Genomic DNA, 17010 nt, shown 5'->3' with positions numbered 1-17010 from the left:
GACCTAGTGCAGGAAGGCGTCCCGGACCCGGTGCGGCCACCAGCGGCCGAGCCGGGCAGGGGCGCCGCAGCCGTCGAACACAGCGCCCTCGAACGCCGTGCGGGCGGCGTCGATGGCGGCGACCCGCGGATCGCCGAGCGGAAAGAAGTTGGCGTTCTCGGCGAGGGTGAACTGCACCGAGTGCCCGTCCTCCGCGTGCCCCGAATAGGTGCTGTGCCCGACCGCCAGCCCGTCGTGCCCCCACATCCGCCCGCACGTCCCGGCAAGCCAGAAGATGCCCAGCCCATAGCCGGCATATTCCGGGTACGCCGCGGCCATCGGCACGGTCGTCATCATCTCCCGCAACAGTGCCGCCGGCAGCACCCGCCCGCCCAGCAGCAACCGGTAGAACCGGTTGACATCCCCGGGAGTGGAGATCAGGTCCGCGCCGCCCCACGCCCACGACATGTCGTAGCGGGTGAAGTCGCGCGGGCGCCCGTCATCCCACGGTACGTACGCCGCCATGTGCGCGCCCGGCAACGCCCGCCGGCCTCCGGGCAGTGTGGTGGCGTTCAGCCCCAGCGGCCGCAGCACCCGCCGGGTCACCTCCGCCTCGTAGGACCTCCCGGTGACCCGTTCGATCAGCATGGCAAGCAGGACATAGTTCGTGTTCGAGTACGACCACAGCGCCCCCGGTTCGCCCACCGGCGCCATCCCCAGCCCTCTCGCCACCAACTGCGGCGGCGTGAACCGGCGCGTCGCCGTCGCGGCGATGCTGGCGCGGGTGGCGAACAGCACCCGCTCGTCGCCGGCCGGGTCAAGAGCCGTACGGGCGTGGTCGGCGATCCCGCTGGTGTGGTTGAGCAGCATCCGTACCGTGGTCCGGCGTCCCCGATCACCCGGCACCACGCCCGGCAGATAGCGCGACACCGGTTGGTCCAGATCCACCCGCCGCTCGCCCACCAGGTGCAGCACCGTGACCGCCACGAAGCTTTTCGTGACCCCGCCGACCCGGTGCCGCAGACCGGGCCGCGCCGCCCTCCCGGTGCGCAGATCGGCGACACCTGCCGCCGGGGCGTACCCGCGGCCACCACGCTCGACTCGCGCGTGCACACCCGGAATCCCCGCGGTGTGCAGGTCTTCCACCAGCCCGGTCAGATCCGGACCGGCCGGGGCCGCCGCGGCAGGTGCACCGAGCAACACCGTGCCGGCCACACCCGACGCGCTCAGCAGTAACTGTCGCCGATTCATCGAATCTCCTTCAGGAAGCCGGTGTGAACGTGACGGGCAGGCTCTCCAGCGAGCGGATCATCATGCCGCGTTTGAACGACAGGTCTGATTCGGGCACAGCCGGCCGCAGATCGGGCGCGTGCCGCATCAACCCGTACAGCGCCTCCTGCAACTCCATGCGCGCCAGCACCGCACCGAGACAGTGATGGGCGCCCGCACCGAACGTGAGGTGAGCGACGTCGGAGCGGGTCAGGTCCAGCCGATCGGCATCGGGGAACCGATCGGCGTCGCGGTTGGCCGACGGCGTCGCGGTCAGCACGACCGCCCCGGCCGGCAACGTCACGCCGCCCAGCTCCACCGCCTCCGTGGTGACCCGCGGCAGCGTGCCCCCGGCAGCACTGATCTGCACGAAGCGCAGCAACTCGTCGACCGCGCCGGGAATCAGCTCCGGCTCGGCGCGCAGCCGCTCCCACTCGCCGTGGTGCAGCAGCGTCAGCACGAACATGTTCAGCTCGCCGACGGTGGTCTCGTGCCCGGCGACGAACAACCCCACGCACAGGTTCATCAGCTCGCTGTCCGAGAGCGTGCCGTCGTCGTCATCGCGCGCCGCGACCAGCTCGGTGATCAGGTCATCGCCGGGGGAACGGCGTTTCGCGGCGCACAGCTCGGCGAAGTAGGCCATGAAATCCGCCAGCGCTCGGTCGAGTTCCTCGGCGCGGGCGCCCCAGTCGCCCATGACCTCGTCGGACCACGCGTGCAGCCGGTGCCGGTCGGCCACCGGTACGCCCAGCAGCTCGCAGATCACCAGGACCGGCAGCGGCACGGTGAACCCGGACACCAGGTCAGCGGGCTGCGGCGCGCGCGCAAGCGCACCCAGCAACTCGTCGACCAGCCGGGTCACCCGCGGCCGCAGCAACTCCACCCGCCGTGGTGTCAGCGCCCGGCCGATGAGCTTGCGCTGGCGGGTGTGCTGCGGCGGGTCCAGCGCCAGCAGCGACTCGTTCGACAGCCGCCCCAGCCCGTTGAGCGGCACGTTGCCCCGCGTGGCCGCGGCCCGGCTGAACCGCGGGTCGGTCAGCACCCGGCGCACATCGGCGTACCGGGTGACCAGCCACGCCGACATGCCGTCCGGAGTGGTGACCGGGGCGACCGGCCGCTCCTCGCGCAGCCTTGCGAACACCGGCGAGGGTTCGTAGCGCGACTCGCCGGGCGGGAACGGGAACGCCAGCGGCTTCATGACGCGAACTCGGTGATGGCGGGCACCAGATCAGCCGGCGTGGGCAGCGCCTGCATCTCGTCGCGCAACCGCTGAGCCGCCGTGCGCAGGCCGTCGTCGGTGAGCAGGCGCCCGATCAATGCGGCGTCCACCGTGCCCACCGAGCCGACCAGCGCGAACCCGTACCGCTCGGCGGCGCGCGCGTTGAAGTCGTTGTCAGCGCCCTGCGGGATGATCAACTGCGGCAGGCCGGCGGCGTTCGCGCTGAACATCGTGCCGCTGCCCCCGTGGTGGATCACCGCGGTGCAGGTGCGCACCAGCTCGTACAGCGGTAGCCAGCCGGTGATGCGCACGTTGTCCGGGAGCGGGCCCAGCGTGGCGGCGGTGCTCTCGCTGACGGTCAGCGCGAAGTCCGCGTCCACCTCGCGTACGGCGTCGAGCACGTGGGTGAAGCGCTCGGTGCCGGTCCGGTGCGGCAGAGGCGTACCCAGCGAGATCGCCACGCGGGGCCGCGACGGCGGGTCCAGCAGCCAGTCCGGCAACAGACCGCCACCGTTGTACGGCACATAGCGCGCATGCCAGGTGCTCGGTCCGTCCTCCATCAGCGGCGGCGGCCCGATGTCGAGCAGCGCGAGCTTCTTCGGCAGGTCCACACCGTGCCGCTCGAACGCGCGCGGGGCGTGCTCGCGGACGAACTCCGGCGCGTACCTCTTGAGCATGTAGTTGTGCCCGATCGCCGGCACCTGCAGCACCGCCGCGGCAGCCAGACCCGCGTTGAACACCGGGTCGAAGAAGATCAGGTCCGGTTCCAGCCGCTCGGCGTGCGCCACGAACGCGTCGTGCTCGCCGTCCCACAGCTTCACCACGGCCGGCTTCAGCGCCCGGATCTCCTCGTCGCTCAGATGCGCCATCGACCGGAACAGCGCCGGATTCTCCCCGACGATCCTCGGGAAACCGTCGTTCTTCGTCTGCTCCGCCGGCATCGCATCGACCACCGGGAAACCGGCGTTGCGGACGTCGGCCCCGTCGAAGCCGGTGAGGAACGTGACCTCGTGCCCGGCGTTTCGCAAGGCCCACGCCAGCGGCACCATCGGGAAGGCGTGGCCGACCGCCGGTAACGGCATGAACAAAAATCTCATGCCCCGTTCCTATTGCCCGTACGCCGAGCCGGGCGACTCCTGCATTGCCGCATTCTCAGAGTGGCCCGCGCAGACGGGCGGCCAGCACATTGGAGCTCTCTTACCGCGACTGCAGGGAGATGCCCCGTGACCGCACCGGCACTTGCCCAGGGCGACGTGCGACTGCTGCAGACCGAGGTGGCGCAGCGGCTGCTCACCTCCAAGGAGCTGGCCCGGCTGGCGTACACCGGCCGGGACGGCAAACCGCGCGTGCTGCCCATGATGTTCCACTTCAACGGCACCGAGGTGGTGTTCGCCTCGTTCGCCGGCGCGCTGAAGATCCCGGCGCTGCGCGAGCGCCCGGACGTGGCGATCACCATCGACACCAGCGTGCACCCGCCCGAGATCCTGATGATCCGCGGTACGGCGACGCTCACCGACGTCGACGGGGTGGCGCCGGAGTTCGTGCTCGCCAACCAGCGCTACGGCGGCCCGGAGTTCGGCGCCAGACGCATCGCCGAGGTGAACCGGCCCGGCGTCCGCATGGTCCGCATTGCGGTGCGCCCCACCTGGGTCGGCGTGCTCGACTTCACCACCCGCTTCAGCGGCGGGCGCAACGACGAGGAATTCAGTCGCCGTGGCCGCTGACGAACCCCTCGCCTACCCGATCGCGCGGACCTGCCCGTTCGCCCCGCCCGCCGAGCACGCGGTGTTGCGCGAACAGCGCCCGGTCGCGCCCGTCGAGCTGCCCGGCGGGGAACCGGCCTGGCTGGTCACCCGCTACGACGACGTGCGCCGGCTGGCCACCGACCCGCGTGTCAGCGCCGACCGCGGGCACCCGAACCTGCCGCTGACCGAACCCGTGACCCCGGCCGGGCGCGCCGCCATCGCCGCCGTCGGCCGCTCCCTGATCGGACTCGACGGCGCCGAGCACGCGGTGCGCCGCCGGGTCCTGATCCCCGAGTTCACGCTGCGCCGCATGCGCGCCCTGCGCCCGCGCGTTCAGGAGATCACCGACCAGCACATCACCGCGATGCTGGCCGGCCCCCGCCCGGCGGACCTCGTCACCGCCGTCGCGCTGCCGGTCACCGCCATGGTCATCTGCGAGCTGCTCGGCGTGCCCTACGCCGACCGTGAATTCTTCCAGGAACGCGCCGCCGTGCAGGTGCGCCGCGGCGTCGACCCGGCCCAGCGCCGCCAGGCCGGCCAGGAGCTGCGCGACTACCTCGACGACCTGGTCACCACCAAGGAGACGGACCGGCCGGACGACCTGCTGGGCCGCCTCGCCGGCACCGTGGATCACGACACGCTGGCCGGGCTGGCCATGCTGCTGCTGATCGCCGGGTTCGAGAGCACCGCCAGCATGATCGCGCTGGGCGTCGCCGACCTGCTCGAACACCCCGATCAGCTCGCCCTGCTCCGCGCGGAGCCGGAGCGTACCCCCGCGGTGGTCGAGGAACTGCTGCGCCACCTGGCGATCGTGGACACCATGCCGCGGGTGGTCACCGCGGACGTGGCGGTGGCCGGCACGACGATCCCGGCCGGCGCGGGCCTGCTGCTCGGCTTCGCCGCGGCCAATCATGACCCGGTGGCCTTCGGCGACGCGGCCACCCTGGACACCGGGCGCGGCGCCCGGCACCACGTCGCGTTCGGCTACGGCGCACACCAATGCCTCGGGCAGAACCTCGCCCGCCTCGAACTCGACGTGGTGCTGCGCACCCTGATGACCCGCATTCCGAGCCTGCGTCTCGCCGAGCCGATCACCGGCCTGCCGTTTCGCACCGACGCCAGCGTGTACGGCGTCGACCGGCTCCCGCTCACCTGGGGACAGCCATGATCGTGGACCGCGACCGCTGCATCGGCGCGGCGCTGTGCGTGCTCACCGCGCCGCGCTACTTCGACCAGGACGACGACGGCCGGGTGCTCGCGCGCGCCGCCGACCTGCCGGAACCACCCGAGGATGTGGCCGCCCTCGCGATCCGGCTGTGCCCGTCCGGGGCGCTGCGGTGAAGGGCATCGTGCTCGCCGGCGGCTCCGGTACCCGGCTGCACCCGATCACCATCCCGGTCTCCAAACAGCTGCTGCCGGTCGGTGACAAACCGATGATCTACTACCCGCTGTCCGTGCTGCTGCTCGCCGGTATCCGCGACATCCTGCTCATCGGCAAGTCCATCGACCTGCCGCACTTCCGCCGGTTGCTCGGCGACGGCAGCCACCTGGGCGTTGAGATCACGTACGCGGCGCAGGACGTGCCGCGCGGCGTCGCCGAGGCGCTGGTGATCGGCGCGGACCACATCGGCGCCGAGCCATGCGCGCTGATCCTGGGCGACAACATCTTTCACGGCTCGGTGTTCTCCAAGCTCCTGCGCGACGAGGTCGCTGCCGTGGACGGTTGCACCCTGTTCGGCTACCCGGTCAGCGACCCCGAACGCTACGGCGTCGGCGTGCTCGACGAGCAGGGCCGGCTGGTGTCCCTGGAGGAGAAGCCGCTACGGCCGCACTCCAACCGCGCTGTCACCGGGCTGTACTTCTACGACGCCGACGTGGTCGCCCGCGCCGCCGCGCTGCGTCCCTCCGCGCGCGGCGAGTTGGAGATCACCGACCTCAATCAGCAGTACCTCGCCGACGGCCGGGCGAAGCTGATCGATCTCGGCCGCGGGTACGCCTGGCTGGATGCCGGGACCCCCGAAGCCCTCATGCAGGCCAGCCAGTACGTACGCACGATCGAGGAACGCCAGGGTGTGCGCATCGCCTGCCTGGAGGAAACGGCGCTGCGGATGGGATTCATCGGTGCCGACGACTGCTACCGCCTGGGCGTCGAACAGTCCGGATCGGCGTACGGCCGCTATGTCATGGAGATAGCCCGCGAGCTCGGCGCCGACTCATGAGCCCACGTACCCGCGACGACAAGGAGTTCTGATGTGCGGCATCACCGGCTGGCTCGACTTCGACCGGGCCCCGGCCGGGCGGCGCGCGATCGCCCAGGCCATGACCGACACCATGAGCTGCCGCGGGCCGGACGCCGAGGGCCTGGTGCTCGACGGCCCGGTGGCGCTGGGCCATCGGCGCCTCGCGGTCATCGACGTGGCCGGCGGTCGCCAGCCGATGACCGTGGACGAGGACGGTCATGCGCTCGCGGTGATCAGCTACAGCGGTGAGGTCTACAACTTCACCGAGCTGCGCACCGAGCTGCAAGGATACGGGCACCGTTTCCGTACCCGCAGCGACACGGAGGTGGTGCTGCGCGCGTACGTGCAGTGGGGCGAGGAGTTCGTGCACCGGCTCAACGGCATGTACGCCTTCGCCGTCTGGGACGTGCGCCGTCAGGAACTGCTGCTCGTCCGCGACCGGCTGGGCGTCAAACCGTTGTACTACCAGCGTCTGCCGCACGGGGTGCTGTTCGGCTCGGAGCCCAAGGCGATCCTCGCGCACCCGGACGCGTCGCGCGCCGTCGACGAGGACGGGCTGCGCGAACTGCTGGCGATGGCGAAGACCCCGGAACGTAGCGTCTACCGCGACGTGCACGAGGTCCGTCCGGGTCATCTCGTCCGCGTCGGCCGTACCGGCCTGACCCGCCGCCGCTACTGGGCTCTCGAGGCGCGCGAGCACAGCGACGACCTGGACACCACGGTACGCACGGTGCGTGACCTGGTCGACGACTCGGTGCGCCGGCAGACCGTCTCCGACGTGCCGCTGTGCGCCCAGCTCTCCGGCGGCCTCGACTCCAGCGTGGTCACCGCCTTCGCCGCCCGCGCGCTGCACGAGCGAGGAGACGGCCCGCTGCGCTCGTTCACCGTCGACTTCACCGGGTACGGCGAGATGTTCACCCCCAACCTCATCGCCGAGACCCGTGACCTGCCGTTCGCCCACGACCTCGCCCGGCATGCCGGCACCGAGCACCGCGACATCGTGCTGGACACCGCCGAACTCACCGACGCCCACGCGCGGGCCGCGGTGCTGCGCGCCACCGACGTCCCGAACGGCTCGGGTGACTTCAACACCTCGCTCTACCTGCTGTTCCGGGCGATCCGGCAGCACTCGACCGTGGCGTTGTCGGGGGAGTCCGCGGACGAGATCTTCGGCGGCTACCCGTGGATGTTCCACCCCGAGGCGGTGCAGGCGGACACCTTCCCGTGGCTGGCGTTCCTGCACAACGAGCACGCCCTCAGCGGCCTGCTCGACGAGGGTCTGCTCAAACGGCTCGACCTGAGCGGCTACCGGCGGGAGCGCTACGCCGAGGCCCTCGCCGAAGCGCCGCGACTGGCCGGCGAGACCGGCTTCGACCAGCGCATGCGGGCCGTGAGCTACGTGCACCTCACACGTTTCCTGCAGGCCATGCTCGACCGCAAGGACCGGATGAGCATGGCGGTCGGGCTGGAGGTGCGCGTACCGTTCTGCGACCACCGGCTGGTCGAGTACGCGTTCAACGTGCCGTGGGCGATGAAGACGTTCGACGGGCACGAGAAGAGCCTGCTGCGCGCCGCGGGCCGCGAGCTGCTGCCGGACAGCGTCCTGCAGCGGCGCAAGGTGGTCTATCCGACGGTGCAAGACCCGGCATATGAGCACACGTTGCGCGCCGAGTTCGCCGCGATGCTCGCCGATCCGCAGGCGCCGGTACTGGCGTTGCTCAACGTGGATGCCGCCCGGGAGCAGCTGCGGCGTCCGGTCGGCGAGGTGTCGATCTCGGTGCTGCGCGCGAGCATGGAGATGGCGGTGCAGCTCAATTCCTGGCTTTCCCGGTACGACCTCAGCCTGCGTTGGTGAACGGCGGGCCCGGCGGCGCACCAGCCGCCGGGCCGTACCGGATCAGGCGGGCTGGTACCGCGCGATGATCACGCCCGTGGTGGTGACCACCGTTTCGCCCACCAACTTGAGGTCGGCGGGCACACCGTCGGGGAACTGCCGCCGCCCGGTGCCCAGCAGCAGCGGGTGGATCAGCAGCATGTACTCGTCGATCAGCGCCCGCTCGCGCAGGCTCTGCACCAGCTCGCCGCTGCCCATGATCAGCAGGTCCGGGCCGTCGGTCCGCTTCAGCGCCGCCACGGCGTCCGCGGCGTCACCCTCCAGCAGCGTCGAGTTCTGCCACGGCAGCGGCTCGGCGAGCGTGCGCGACGCCACGTACTTCTGCAGCTTGTCCAGCACCTCGGTGAACGGGTTGTCCGTCCGGCCGTGCCACACCTGATAGAAATCCTCGTAGGTACGCCGCCCGAGCAGCAGCGCACCGCCGGTGGCCATGCCCTGCCCGAGCGTGCGGCCCTTCACCTCGTCCTCGTAGCCGGTCGCCCAGCCACCGCGGTCGAACCCGCCCCGGCGGTCCTCGTCGGGCCGCCCGGGGGCCTGCATCACGCCGTCCAGGCTCACGTTGTTGAGCACGGTCACGCGTCGCATCGGCAGTTCTTCCTCTCGTTCAGCGGGGCCGGCGGAGTGCCGTCCCGGCAGACAGACGAACCAGGGCCCCGCGAAAACGACACCCCGGAAAAATCCATGAACCCGTTCACCCGTACGGCGTCAGCCCGCCAGAGCCTCGGCCAGCGTGGGCTGCGCGGCGTCCCGGACCGACAACCGGGTCGTGTCGTCCGCCGCGACCGGGATCGGCCAGCTCACCCCAAGGGCCGGGTCGAGCGGGTGCACGCCGATGTGCGGCTGCCCCGGCTGCCACTCGCGGTCGGCGGCGTACAGGTACTCGGCCGCTTCGCCGCCTGTCGCCTGCAGGCCGCTGCACACCCCGGGCGGGACGAGCACCTGGGTGCCCGGGCGCAGCTCGACGGTGACCACCTTGCCGCGCGCCACCGAGCCGGGCCGCGCGTCGACGTACACCCCGAACGCCGTTCCGGAAGCCACCGTGACCAGCTTGGTGACCTGCTCACCGTGCAGCCCGCGGATCACCCCCGGCGCGGTGCTGGTCAGCGTGATCTGCTGCCACGGGCCGGCAGGTCCGCCGATCTCGGCCAGCGCAGACGCGCGGAAGAACTCGCGGACGGTACCGCGCGCGTCGACGGCCTGCCGCATGGTGAGCATCAGCAGGCCGGGTATGGCGGTGGGCTCGGCCCGCAGCGGAATCGAGGAGGTTGTTCGCATACCTTTACTGTGTCCGGGTGAGTAGCGCCGCGGCAGCCTCGGCGGCGCAGCTGAGCACGAATGCGGACGGCACATTGGGAGACGTTCCGGGCCCCGCGCCGGTGCTGCAATAAGCCCATGACCAGCCCCATCACCCTGGCCGCCCCGCCCGTTGCGGCCCCGACCGGCCCGGCCATGCAGTTCGGGCTGTTCGTGCCGCAGGGCTCCCGGATGGAGCTGGCCGGCATCGACACCGCCGCGCACTGGACCGCGATGCTCGACGTGGCCCGGCTGGCCGAGCGGGGGCCGTGGGACTCCCTCTGGCTGGTCGATCACCTGCACACCCTGCCGGTGGCCACCGACGAGGCGACGTACGAGGTGTGGGCGTTGATGGCAGCGCTGGCGGCCACGACGGCCCGTATCCGCCTCGGGCAGATGTGCACCTGCGCGGGCTTTCGCAACCCCGCCCTGCTCGCCAAGATCGCGGCGACCACCGACGTGATCTCCGGTGGCCGCGTCGACGTCGGGCTCGGCGCCGGCTGGTACGAGGCGGAGTGGCGCGCGTACGGCTACGACTTCCCGCCGCTGGGCGAGCGACTCGGCCGGCTGCGCGAGAGCGTCGAGATCCTGCACCGGCTGTGGACCGAGGGCAGGGCCACGCTCGACGGACGCTATCACCGGGTCAGCGGGGCCGTGTGCCGCCCGCTGCCGCTGCAACGCGGCGGCATCCCGATGTGGATCGCCGGGGGTGGCGAGAAGGTGACCCTGCGGCTGGCCGCGCGCCATGCCACGTACACGAACTTCACCGGCGATCCCGACGGCTTCCGGCACAAATCGGCGGTCCTGGCCGGGCACTGCCGCGACGTGGGACGCGACTTCGCCACGATCCGGCGCTCCGCCAGCTACAAGGTGGTGATCGGCGAGACCACGGCCGAGGTCCGTGACACGCTGCGCCGGTTGCGCGCCCGCTACGAGCGGCTGGTGGGCGCCGAGCAGGCCGAGCGGATCTGCCGCGACTACGCCTCGGGGCTGCTGGTGGGCACGGCCGAGCAGGTGGCCGAGCGGCTGCTGCGGATGCGCGCGCTCGGGTTGGCGTACGCCATGGTGTACTTCCCCGGCATCGCCCACGACCGTTCCGGAGTGGAGCTGTTCAGCCGCGAGGTGATTCCGGCGGTGAGCGGCGGTGTCGTCTCCGGCGCCCGCGATTCGTCATGATGGGGAAGCCGCCATCGCGTCAAGGAGGACACCGTGCGTTACTGCCTGCTGCTCACCGCCCCCGAACCGGCCGCGGGGGAGATCTCCGAGGAGGAGATGAGCTCGTTCCGACAGGCGTACCAGTCGTACGCCGTCTCGCTGGAGGCCGCCGGTGTGCTGCGCTCGGCGGACGTGCTGCACCCCAGTTCCTCGACCACCACCGTGAGCATGCGCACCGGCTCGCTGCAGGTGCAGGACGGCCCGTTCGCCGACACCAAGGAGGCGCTGGCCGGGGTGTTCGTGATCGACGTCGACGACCTGGACGCCGCGCTGGCCTGGGCCGAGCAGTGCCCGGGCGCGCAGTACGGCACGATCGAGATCCGGCCGACCGCCGCGGCCTTCCTCGACGGCGCATGGGTGAGATGACCGCCGCGTCGGTGCGGGCGGAGGCTGTCGCCCGCACCGGCTACGGGCGGCTGCTGGCGCTGCTCGCCGCGCGCAGCGGGGACATCGCCGGCGCCGAGGACGCCCTGTCCGAGGCGTTCGAGCAGGCCCTGATCCACTGGCCGCGCACCGGCGTACCAGATCATCCCGAGGCGTGGCTGCTGACGGTGGCCCGCAACCGCCAGCGCGACCGGTACCGCTCCGCCGCCCACCGCACCAGCGTCGCGCTCGAACAGGTCGCCGAGCTGCACGCCGCCCCCGACGCCGACCCGGTGGAGATCCCGGACCAGCGCCTGGCCCTGATGTTCGTGTGCTCGCACCCGGCGATCGGCGCCACCATCCGGACCCCGCTGATGCTGCAGACCGTGCTGGGCGTCACCGCCAAGGACATCGCGCGGGCCTTCGCCGTGCCGGCCGCGACCATGCTGCAACGGCTGGTCCGCGCCAAGCAGCGCATCCGCGACGCCGGCATCCCGTTCGTCATCCCGGACCGTTCGGCCATGCCGGCCCGGCTCACCGCAGTGCTGGAAGCGGTGTACGCCGCGTACGCCATCGACTGGCACGGCATCGCCGCGGCCACCGAACGCCGGCTGCTCGCCGCGGAGGCGCTGTTCCTGGCCGAGACGCTCGCCGAGCTGCTGCCCAGCGAACCCGAGACGCTCGGCCTTGCGGCGCTGATCTGCCTGTCGTCGGCCCGCAGCGCGGCGCAGACCACCGGCGACGGCTCGTTCATCGCACTCGCCGACCAGGACCCGCAGGCGTGGCACGGCGAGCTGATCGACCGCGGGGAGCGTTACCTGCACCGGGCGCACCGGCACGCCCGCATCGGCCGGTTCCAGCTGGAGGCGGCCATCCAGTCGGCGCACTGCGCCCGGCGCAGCACCAGCGTCACCGACTGGGCGGCGCTGAAGGTGCTGCATCGGGGCCTGCTCGACGTCGCCCCCACGCTCGGCGCCACCGTGTCGCTCGCCGCGGTGCTGGAACACACCGACGGCCCGCACGCCGGGCTGGCTCTGCTCGACGCCCTGGACGGCACGGCGGCGCGGCGCTTCCAGCCGGCCTGGGCGACCCGGGCCCACCTGCTGGCCGCGGCGGGGCAGGTGGAGGCGGCCCGGGAGGCGTACGGCAAAGCGATCTCCCTGACCACCGACCGGGCCATGCGTGACCACCTCACCGCCGCCCGGCAGCGGCTGGACCGCCCGCTACCGTGACCGGCCGGCCGGGCGGCGCCGGAGCATGACCACCACCAGCACGACGGCCAGCACCACATCCAGCACGACCAGCACCAGGCTCAGCGGATCCTTGCTCAGGTGCGCATGCCCGGCCGCGGGCGCCGCCGCACCGGCGCCGACGGCGAACCCGATGTCCCCGGCGATCTGCGATCCGTCGCTCAATTCCACGTGGTACGCGACCCGGTAGGCGCCGGCGCCGATCGCCGTCAGCGGCGCGACGATCCGGTCACCGCTCACCCGCGGCTGTTGCTGAGGCATGGTCGTACCGTCGGCGCCGGTCACCACGATGTGCACCAGACTGGTCTCGGGGCGGCCGGAGAACGTCAGCACCACCTCGGCGGGCGGGTCGTCGAGCCGGACGCCGTCGGCGGGGGACACGCTGCTCAGACGCGGGGAGGTGTGCGCCGGGCGCCACAGGAACAGGGCGAGCACGACGGTGACCGCCAGCACCGCCAGCGCCTTGACCCGGTTCACCGGCCCGGCAACGCGGCCGGGCGGGCACAGCCGCAGCCGGCCGCGCGGGCCTCGGTCTCGTTCGGACGCAGGTGCAGCACCATGGCGACCACCATGGGCAGGAACACGACGGTGTTGTAGAACAGGTGCAGCTCCACCCGCGGCGCCACCATCTGCAGAATGCTGGTGGGCACGGCCCGGCCGAACAGGAAGTGCCCGGTCTGGGCCTGCACCAGCAACAGCAGGTGCTCGATGTGGTGCCAGAACTGGATGCCGAGCGCCACCGTCCACCACGTCCGGGCACGGCCGGTGAAGCCGGGGCGCAGCAGGAACAGGCCGATCAGCATGACGATGGCGTAGCCGTAGTGCAGCCACTCGGACTTGATCAGCCAGGGGAACGGCAGACCCAGCACGCCGCGCGCCTGCGGCGGGGCCCAGCCGAGCACCCACAGCTGGTAGGCCTGGGCGAGGTGCTCGGCCCAGTGCGCGATGACCACGATCATGAACAGGGTCAGCGCGGTGCGGTGATGCGTGGTGTTCAACCAGGGCAGGCGGCGGGGCGGGGCCGCGTCGTACGTGGTCATGCGGTGCTCCTCGCGAAGGGTGGGGCGGGCACGCCGCCGCGGCACGGCGGCGGCGTCCCAGGGATGGTCAGGCGGGGGAGACGGGCTGCTGCCGGCCTTCGCGGAACCAGCGGGCCCACCAGTAGAGCCCGCGCACCAGGCAGACCAGGGTGACCGCGAAGAACAGCGTGTAGACGATGTTGAACGCGATGAGCACGCCGTACACCGCGCCGACGCTAGCGCCGAACATGAACTGGTGCTTGAACGCGCTCGGCGTCGTGCCGGGGTCGGTGATCATGTAGTTGGTGAACAGCACGAACGCGACGCCGGTCATGGTGCCCAGCGCGGCCCACAACGCCACGTCGAACACGAAGTGGCGCACCACCGCCTGGATGATGAAAGCCCCCATCCAGCCCATGATCAGGCCGACCTTCTTGGTCAGCGCGGCGTTGAGCACCGTCCCCGCGGTGATGATGATGATCGGCACCATGATCCGGATGACGTCCGGCACGTCCTCGGTGAAGTGGTACGGCGGTGCGACGTTGACCCACGAGAAAACCAGCAGCGTGACGGTGATGCCCAGGTTCGACGGGTTCATGAAGTGCCGCATCCGGCCCTTGATGGGCGCCTGCAGCACCGCCTTCTGGCCCACCGCGACGACCACGGCGAACGCGATCGGCCAGAACGTGTCGTTGGCGTACAGCAGCATGTTCGCGGCCAGCGCGGTGATGTGCGTGGGCAGCAGGAACGTGTACACGCCCCAGGCGCCGTGGCCGCGGAACGCAGGCCGGCGGCGCTGCGCCCACGCGGCGATCAGCTCGACGGTGATCTCGGTGGCGTACCCGACGGCGAGGGCGAAGAACGGCCACGTCCACGGCTGCTCGAAGCCGAGCAGGGTGTAGCCGAGGATGTTGAACACGCTCATCGAGATGGCGAAGTTGCGCAGCGCCTTGTAGCGCGGATCGGTGGCGTCGACGCGTTCGGTGGTGGTGGCGTACCGCGGCGCGACGGTGCCGGGTTCCGGGATCGGATGGGGTGTGACGACCGCGGTCATCGCGAGGCCACCTCCTGTGCCTGGGAGTCGAGGATGAGCGAGTGCCAGCCGGTGCTCAGGTTCAGCCGCTGGGTGTGGGTGGCGCCGCCGAGGTCACGCCAGCTGAGCTCGGCGCTGACCGGGGCGGATCCGTTGCCGCCGAGCCCGAAGAAGAGGTCGAAGCTGCGCTTGCCGGAGTGCCCGCCACCGCCGTCGAGCTGGGCCGTCTGCACCTTGCCGTCGGCGGTGGTGATGCGCACCTGGGCGCCGTACGAGGGCGTGCCGACGGGGCCGGGTCTGGTGGCGCCGGACGGCACCGGGCGGTAGAGCCGCAGCCCGAGGAAGTCGGAGTCGGCCCGGTGGCCGTTGCGGAAGAACTGCGGTGCACCCCATTGGCGGGCCACCGCGAAGTCCTGGCTGCCGTCACCGTCGACGTCGGCCACGGCGATGCCCCGGCTGGGCGTGGGATCGCCGAGCCCGAGCGGCCCGGACAGGTCGACGTAGCGATCGACGTGATCCTCCTTGGCCCAGAACGCCAGCGGTTGGTCACCGGCAAGGTCGTCGCCCGGCTCGGCGTTCGGCCACATCGCCGGGTTCGCCAGCAGCAGATCGTTCGCGGCGGCCAGTTCCTGCAGCCAGGCGAACCGGTTGGTGTCGCCGGCCACGAACCCGGCCGCCTGCACGATCTCGGGCAGGCCGTTGTTGTCGAAGTCCGCGGCCTTGGTGTCCCAGCCCCAGCCCGTCCACGCGATGTTTCGCCCGGCGGCGCTGTTGTCGTACGGTGCGACCCCGCGCCGCAACTGGTCCCGCGCGCTCGCGGCATCGGCGGCGGTGTTGCGCCAGAAGAAGTTGCTCTCCTCCAGCCCCCACGAGGTGGTGATATTGCTGACGAACGCGTCGAAGCGGCCGGTGCCGCGCAGGTCGGCGAAGTCGATCGACATGCTCTTGAACGAGTCGTGCCCGAGCACCAGCGACTTCGGGTCCAGCGGCCCGCGTTTGCCCTCGGCCAGCGCGAACCGGATCCGGCCGGGCGCCGAGACGTTGTGGAAGAACCGGTCCCGGCCGAAATCGTTGGCCAGGTACAACTCCGGCAGCAGGTCACCGTCGAGGTCCACGGACGCCGAGCCCAGTGTCCAGCCGGTCGCCACAGCCGGGTCGATCGCGGGCTGCTCGGTGAACACCACGGAGTCGGCGGTGGCCGAGGTCCAGCGCAGCACGTGCGCCCCGCCCGCGTTGGTGGCATTCGACATCGAGTGGTTCATCTGCACGTTCGGGTGCCCCTGCGGGTCGAGCACCTGGGTGTCCGGGAAGTAGTTGAACACCCCGACATCGGGGCGCCCGTCGCCGTCGAAGTCCGCCACGGCCACCGCGTTGGTGTTCCACAGCGCCCCGCGATAGACGTGGTCCGGCGAGTCCGCCTGCTGGATCAGCTCGGTCGCCCGGAAGGAGGTCGCGCTCAGCGTGCCCCCCGCGCCGGCATTCAGGAACAGCACCGGGGTACGTCCCCAGTAGTACACGATCAGGTCCGTCCAGCCGTCCATGTTGAAGTCGCCGGGTACGCAGCCCATCGGCGCCATCGTCGGGCTGGTCGGCAGCGGTGCCGGATCGAGCACGAACGGCGCGTAGCGTCCGGCTCCGCCCGGCGCCGGGGTGACGACCGCGCGGTCCGTACGGGTGTCCACCAGGCAGAGATCGTCGGCCTTGCCGGCCCCGTCCAGGTCGTTGACGGCCACCGCGGCGCCGACCGATGAGATCCACGATTTGATGTGCTCGTACTGCGGGTTCACCTGCCGTACCGTCTGCATCGGCAAGCCCGGCGGCAGCGCGATGGGCAGCTGCGTGAACGCGAACCGCGACGCCATCGAGGCCCGGTCCCCGGCGGACGCGGCGGGAAGCCGGGCGCCGAGGAACAGCGCCGACACGAGTACGAGGACGAATGCGGCTGGAGCGAGCCGGCGCAGCCCACCGGCGGATCTGGATGGCATCGCACATCCCCTCGGAGATTCGGGGACGTCGATCGGCGTCCCTCAACCTCCGTGATCCTCGCGGCGCGCGGGTGCCCCCGTCATACGGCAGAGTGCTCTGTTGCCCGCCGCGGTCGCAGCTGCGCACGTGACAAGAAATATACGGCGAAGGCCTGCCGCGGAGAGCCGTTCACCTCGCCGGCAAACGCCTCCACCGCCGTGACTTCGCAGGCGGCCACCGTCGTGCACCATCGGCCGGACGCGGCCGGTCCGCCCGCATGTCATGGCATTGGTGCTGGTCAGCGTGATGGGCCCTTGTCCGCGGCCGCCGATGATCCCCGGTAACGGGGTGGCCGGGACGGTGGTGCCGGCGCTGTCGCCGAGACCGTGTTCGAGCCGCTCGGCTGCGGTGGCCGGATGATCAGCTTCGGGTACACCTCGGCCGCCGGCTGGCCCGACGTGACCGACGAGACGGCCGCGCAACGGGGTATCAGGGTCCAGCGGGGCGCGCGAAGATTCGGCGCTAC

General features: G+C 71.5%; 17 protein-coding genes. 8 read left to right on the top strand and 9 right to left on the bottom strand.

Features of this window, described 5'->3' with window-relative positions:
- Positions 1-3: 3 nt before the first annotated feature.
- The 3 genes from ACTEI_RS25390 to ACTEI_RS25380 are packed head-to-tail and all read right to left on the bottom strand — an operon-like array spanning position 4 to position 3564.
- On the bottom strand, positions 4-1230 hold the full coding sequence (locus ACTEI_RS25390; RefSeq protein WP_122979957.1) for a serine hydrolase domain-containing protein: 1227 nt from the start codon (positions 1228-1230) through the stop codon (positions 4-6).
- A 10-nt stretch (positions 1231-1240) separates the two neighbouring features.
- Positions 1241-2446, bottom strand: coding sequence for a cytochrome P450 (locus ACTEI_RS25385; protein WP_122979956.1), 1206 nt, complete (start codon positions 2444-2446; stop codon positions 1241-1243).
- The gene (locus ACTEI_RS25380; RefSeq protein WP_122979955.1) at positions 2443-3564 is read right to left on the bottom strand and encodes a nucleotide disphospho-sugar-binding domain-containing protein; all 1122 of its coding nucleotides are present in this window, start codon (positions 3562-3564) and stop codon (positions 2443-2445) included. The genes ACTEI_RS25385 and ACTEI_RS25380 overlap by 4 nt, the downstream gene beginning before the upstream one ends.
- 126 nt (positions 3565-3690) lie before the next feature.
- Here ACTEI_RS25380 and ACTEI_RS25375 point away from each other — a divergent pair, with 126 nt between their 5' ends.
- The 5 genes from ACTEI_RS25375 to asnB are packed head-to-tail and all read left to right on the top strand — an operon-like array spanning position 3691 to position 8307.
- Positions 3691-4191 (top strand): pyridoxamine 5'-phosphate oxidase family protein, encoded by a 501-nt coding sequence (locus tag ACTEI_RS25375; RefSeq protein ID WP_122979954.1) that lies wholly within the window; start codon positions 3691-3693, stop codon positions 4189-4191.
- Positions 4181-5380 carry a cytochrome P450 gene (locus ACTEI_RS25370; protein ID WP_122979953.1) on the top strand — a complete coding sequence of 400 codons (1200 nt, stop codon included), beginning with the start codon at positions 4181-4183 and terminating at the stop codon, positions 5378-5380. The genes ACTEI_RS25375 and ACTEI_RS25370 overlap by 11 nt, the downstream gene beginning before the upstream one ends.
- Positions 5377-5553: a ferredoxin gene (locus ACTEI_RS25365; protein WP_122979952.1), complete on the top strand. Its 177-nt coding sequence runs from the start codon at positions 5377-5379 to the stop codon at positions 5551-5553. The genes ACTEI_RS25370 and ACTEI_RS25365 overlap by 4 nt, the downstream gene beginning before the upstream one ends.
- Entirely contained in the window at positions 5550-6431 is an 882-nt protein-coding gene (gene rfbA, locus ACTEI_RS25360) for a glucose-1-phosphate thymidylyltransferase RfbA (protein ID WP_122979951.1), read from the top strand. The genes ACTEI_RS25365 and rfbA overlap by 4 nt, the downstream gene beginning before the upstream one ends.
- 31 nt (positions 6432-6462) lie before the next feature.
- On the top strand, positions 6463-8307 hold the full coding sequence (gene asnB, locus ACTEI_RS25355) for an asparagine synthase (glutamine-hydrolyzing) (RefSeq protein ID WP_122979950.1): 1845 nt from the start codon (positions 6463-6465) through the stop codon (positions 8305-8307).
- A gap of 42 nt (positions 8308-8349) precedes the next feature.
- Here asnB and ACTEI_RS25350 read toward each other — a convergent pair whose 3' ends face one another.
- Both ACTEI_RS25350 and ACTEI_RS25345 read right to left on the bottom strand, forming a co-directional pair.
- Entirely contained in the window at positions 8350-8931 is a 582-nt protein-coding gene (locus ACTEI_RS25350) for a dihydrofolate reductase family protein (RefSeq protein WP_122979949.1), read from the bottom strand.
- A gap of 120 nt (positions 8932-9051) precedes the next feature.
- A complete protein-coding gene (locus ACTEI_RS25345) occupies positions 9052-9621 on the bottom strand; it encodes a dTDP-4-dehydrorhamnose 3,5-epimerase family protein (protein ID WP_122979948.1) in 570 nt (189 codons plus the stop codon).
- 117 nt (positions 9622-9738) lie between these two features.
- Between ACTEI_RS25345 and ACTEI_RS25340 the strand changes: the two genes are divergently transcribed.
- The 3 genes from ACTEI_RS25340 to ACTEI_RS25330 are packed head-to-tail and all read left to right on the top strand — an operon-like array spanning position 9739 to position 12449.
- Positions 9739-10815, top strand: a complete 1077-nt coding sequence (locus ACTEI_RS25340; protein WP_239082672.1) for a TIGR03560 family F420-dependent LLM class oxidoreductase — start codon at positions 9739-9741, stop codon at positions 10813-10815.
- Between the two features lie 33 nt (positions 10816-10848).
- Positions 10849-11220 (top strand): YciI family protein, encoded by a 372-nt coding sequence (locus tag ACTEI_RS25335; RefSeq protein ID WP_122979947.1) that lies wholly within the window; start codon positions 10849-10851, stop codon positions 11218-11220.
- Positions 11208-12449 (top strand): RNA polymerase sigma factor, encoded by a 1242-nt coding sequence (locus tag ACTEI_RS25330; RefSeq protein ID WP_187645991.1) that lies wholly within the window; start codon positions 11208-11210, stop codon positions 12447-12449. The genes ACTEI_RS25335 and ACTEI_RS25330 overlap by 13 nt, the downstream gene beginning before the upstream one ends.
- Here the strand turns inward: ACTEI_RS25330 and ACTEI_RS37360 are convergent.
- The 4 genes from ACTEI_RS37360 to ACTEI_RS25315 form a co-directional block, all read right to left on the bottom strand.
- Entirely contained in the window at positions 12441-12944 is a 504-nt protein-coding gene (locus ACTEI_RS37360) for a copper resistance CopC family protein (protein ID WP_164466100.1), read from the bottom strand. The genes ACTEI_RS25330 and ACTEI_RS37360 overlap by 9 nt on opposite strands.
- Positions 12941-13507 (bottom strand): hypothetical protein, encoded by a 567-nt coding sequence (locus ACTEI_RS37355; protein ID WP_164466098.1) that lies wholly within the window; start codon positions 13505-13507, stop codon positions 12941-12943. Before ACTEI_RS37355 ends, ACTEI_RS37360 begins: the two co-directional genes overlap by 4 nt.
- 67 nt (positions 13508-13574) lie before the next feature.
- Positions 13575-14540, bottom strand: a complete 966-nt coding sequence (locus tag ACTEI_RS25320) for an enediyne biosynthesis protein (protein ID WP_122979946.1) — start codon at positions 14538-14540, stop codon at positions 13575-13577.
- A complete protein-coding gene (locus tag ACTEI_RS25315) occupies positions 14537-16504 on the bottom strand; it encodes a CRTAC1 family protein (RefSeq protein ID WP_122979945.1) in 1968 nt (655 codons plus the stop codon). The genes ACTEI_RS25320 and ACTEI_RS25315 overlap by 4 nt, the downstream gene beginning before the upstream one ends.
- Between the last annotated feature and the right edge of the window lie 506 nt (positions 16505-17010).

The organism is Actinoplanes teichomyceticus ATCC 31121, from assembly GCF_003711105.1.
Classification (GTDB): domain Bacteria; phylum Actinomycetota; class Actinomycetes; order Mycobacteriales; family Micromonosporaceae; genus Actinoplanes; species Actinoplanes teichomyceticus.
This window is presented reverse-complemented; position numbering and strand designations above follow the sequence as displayed.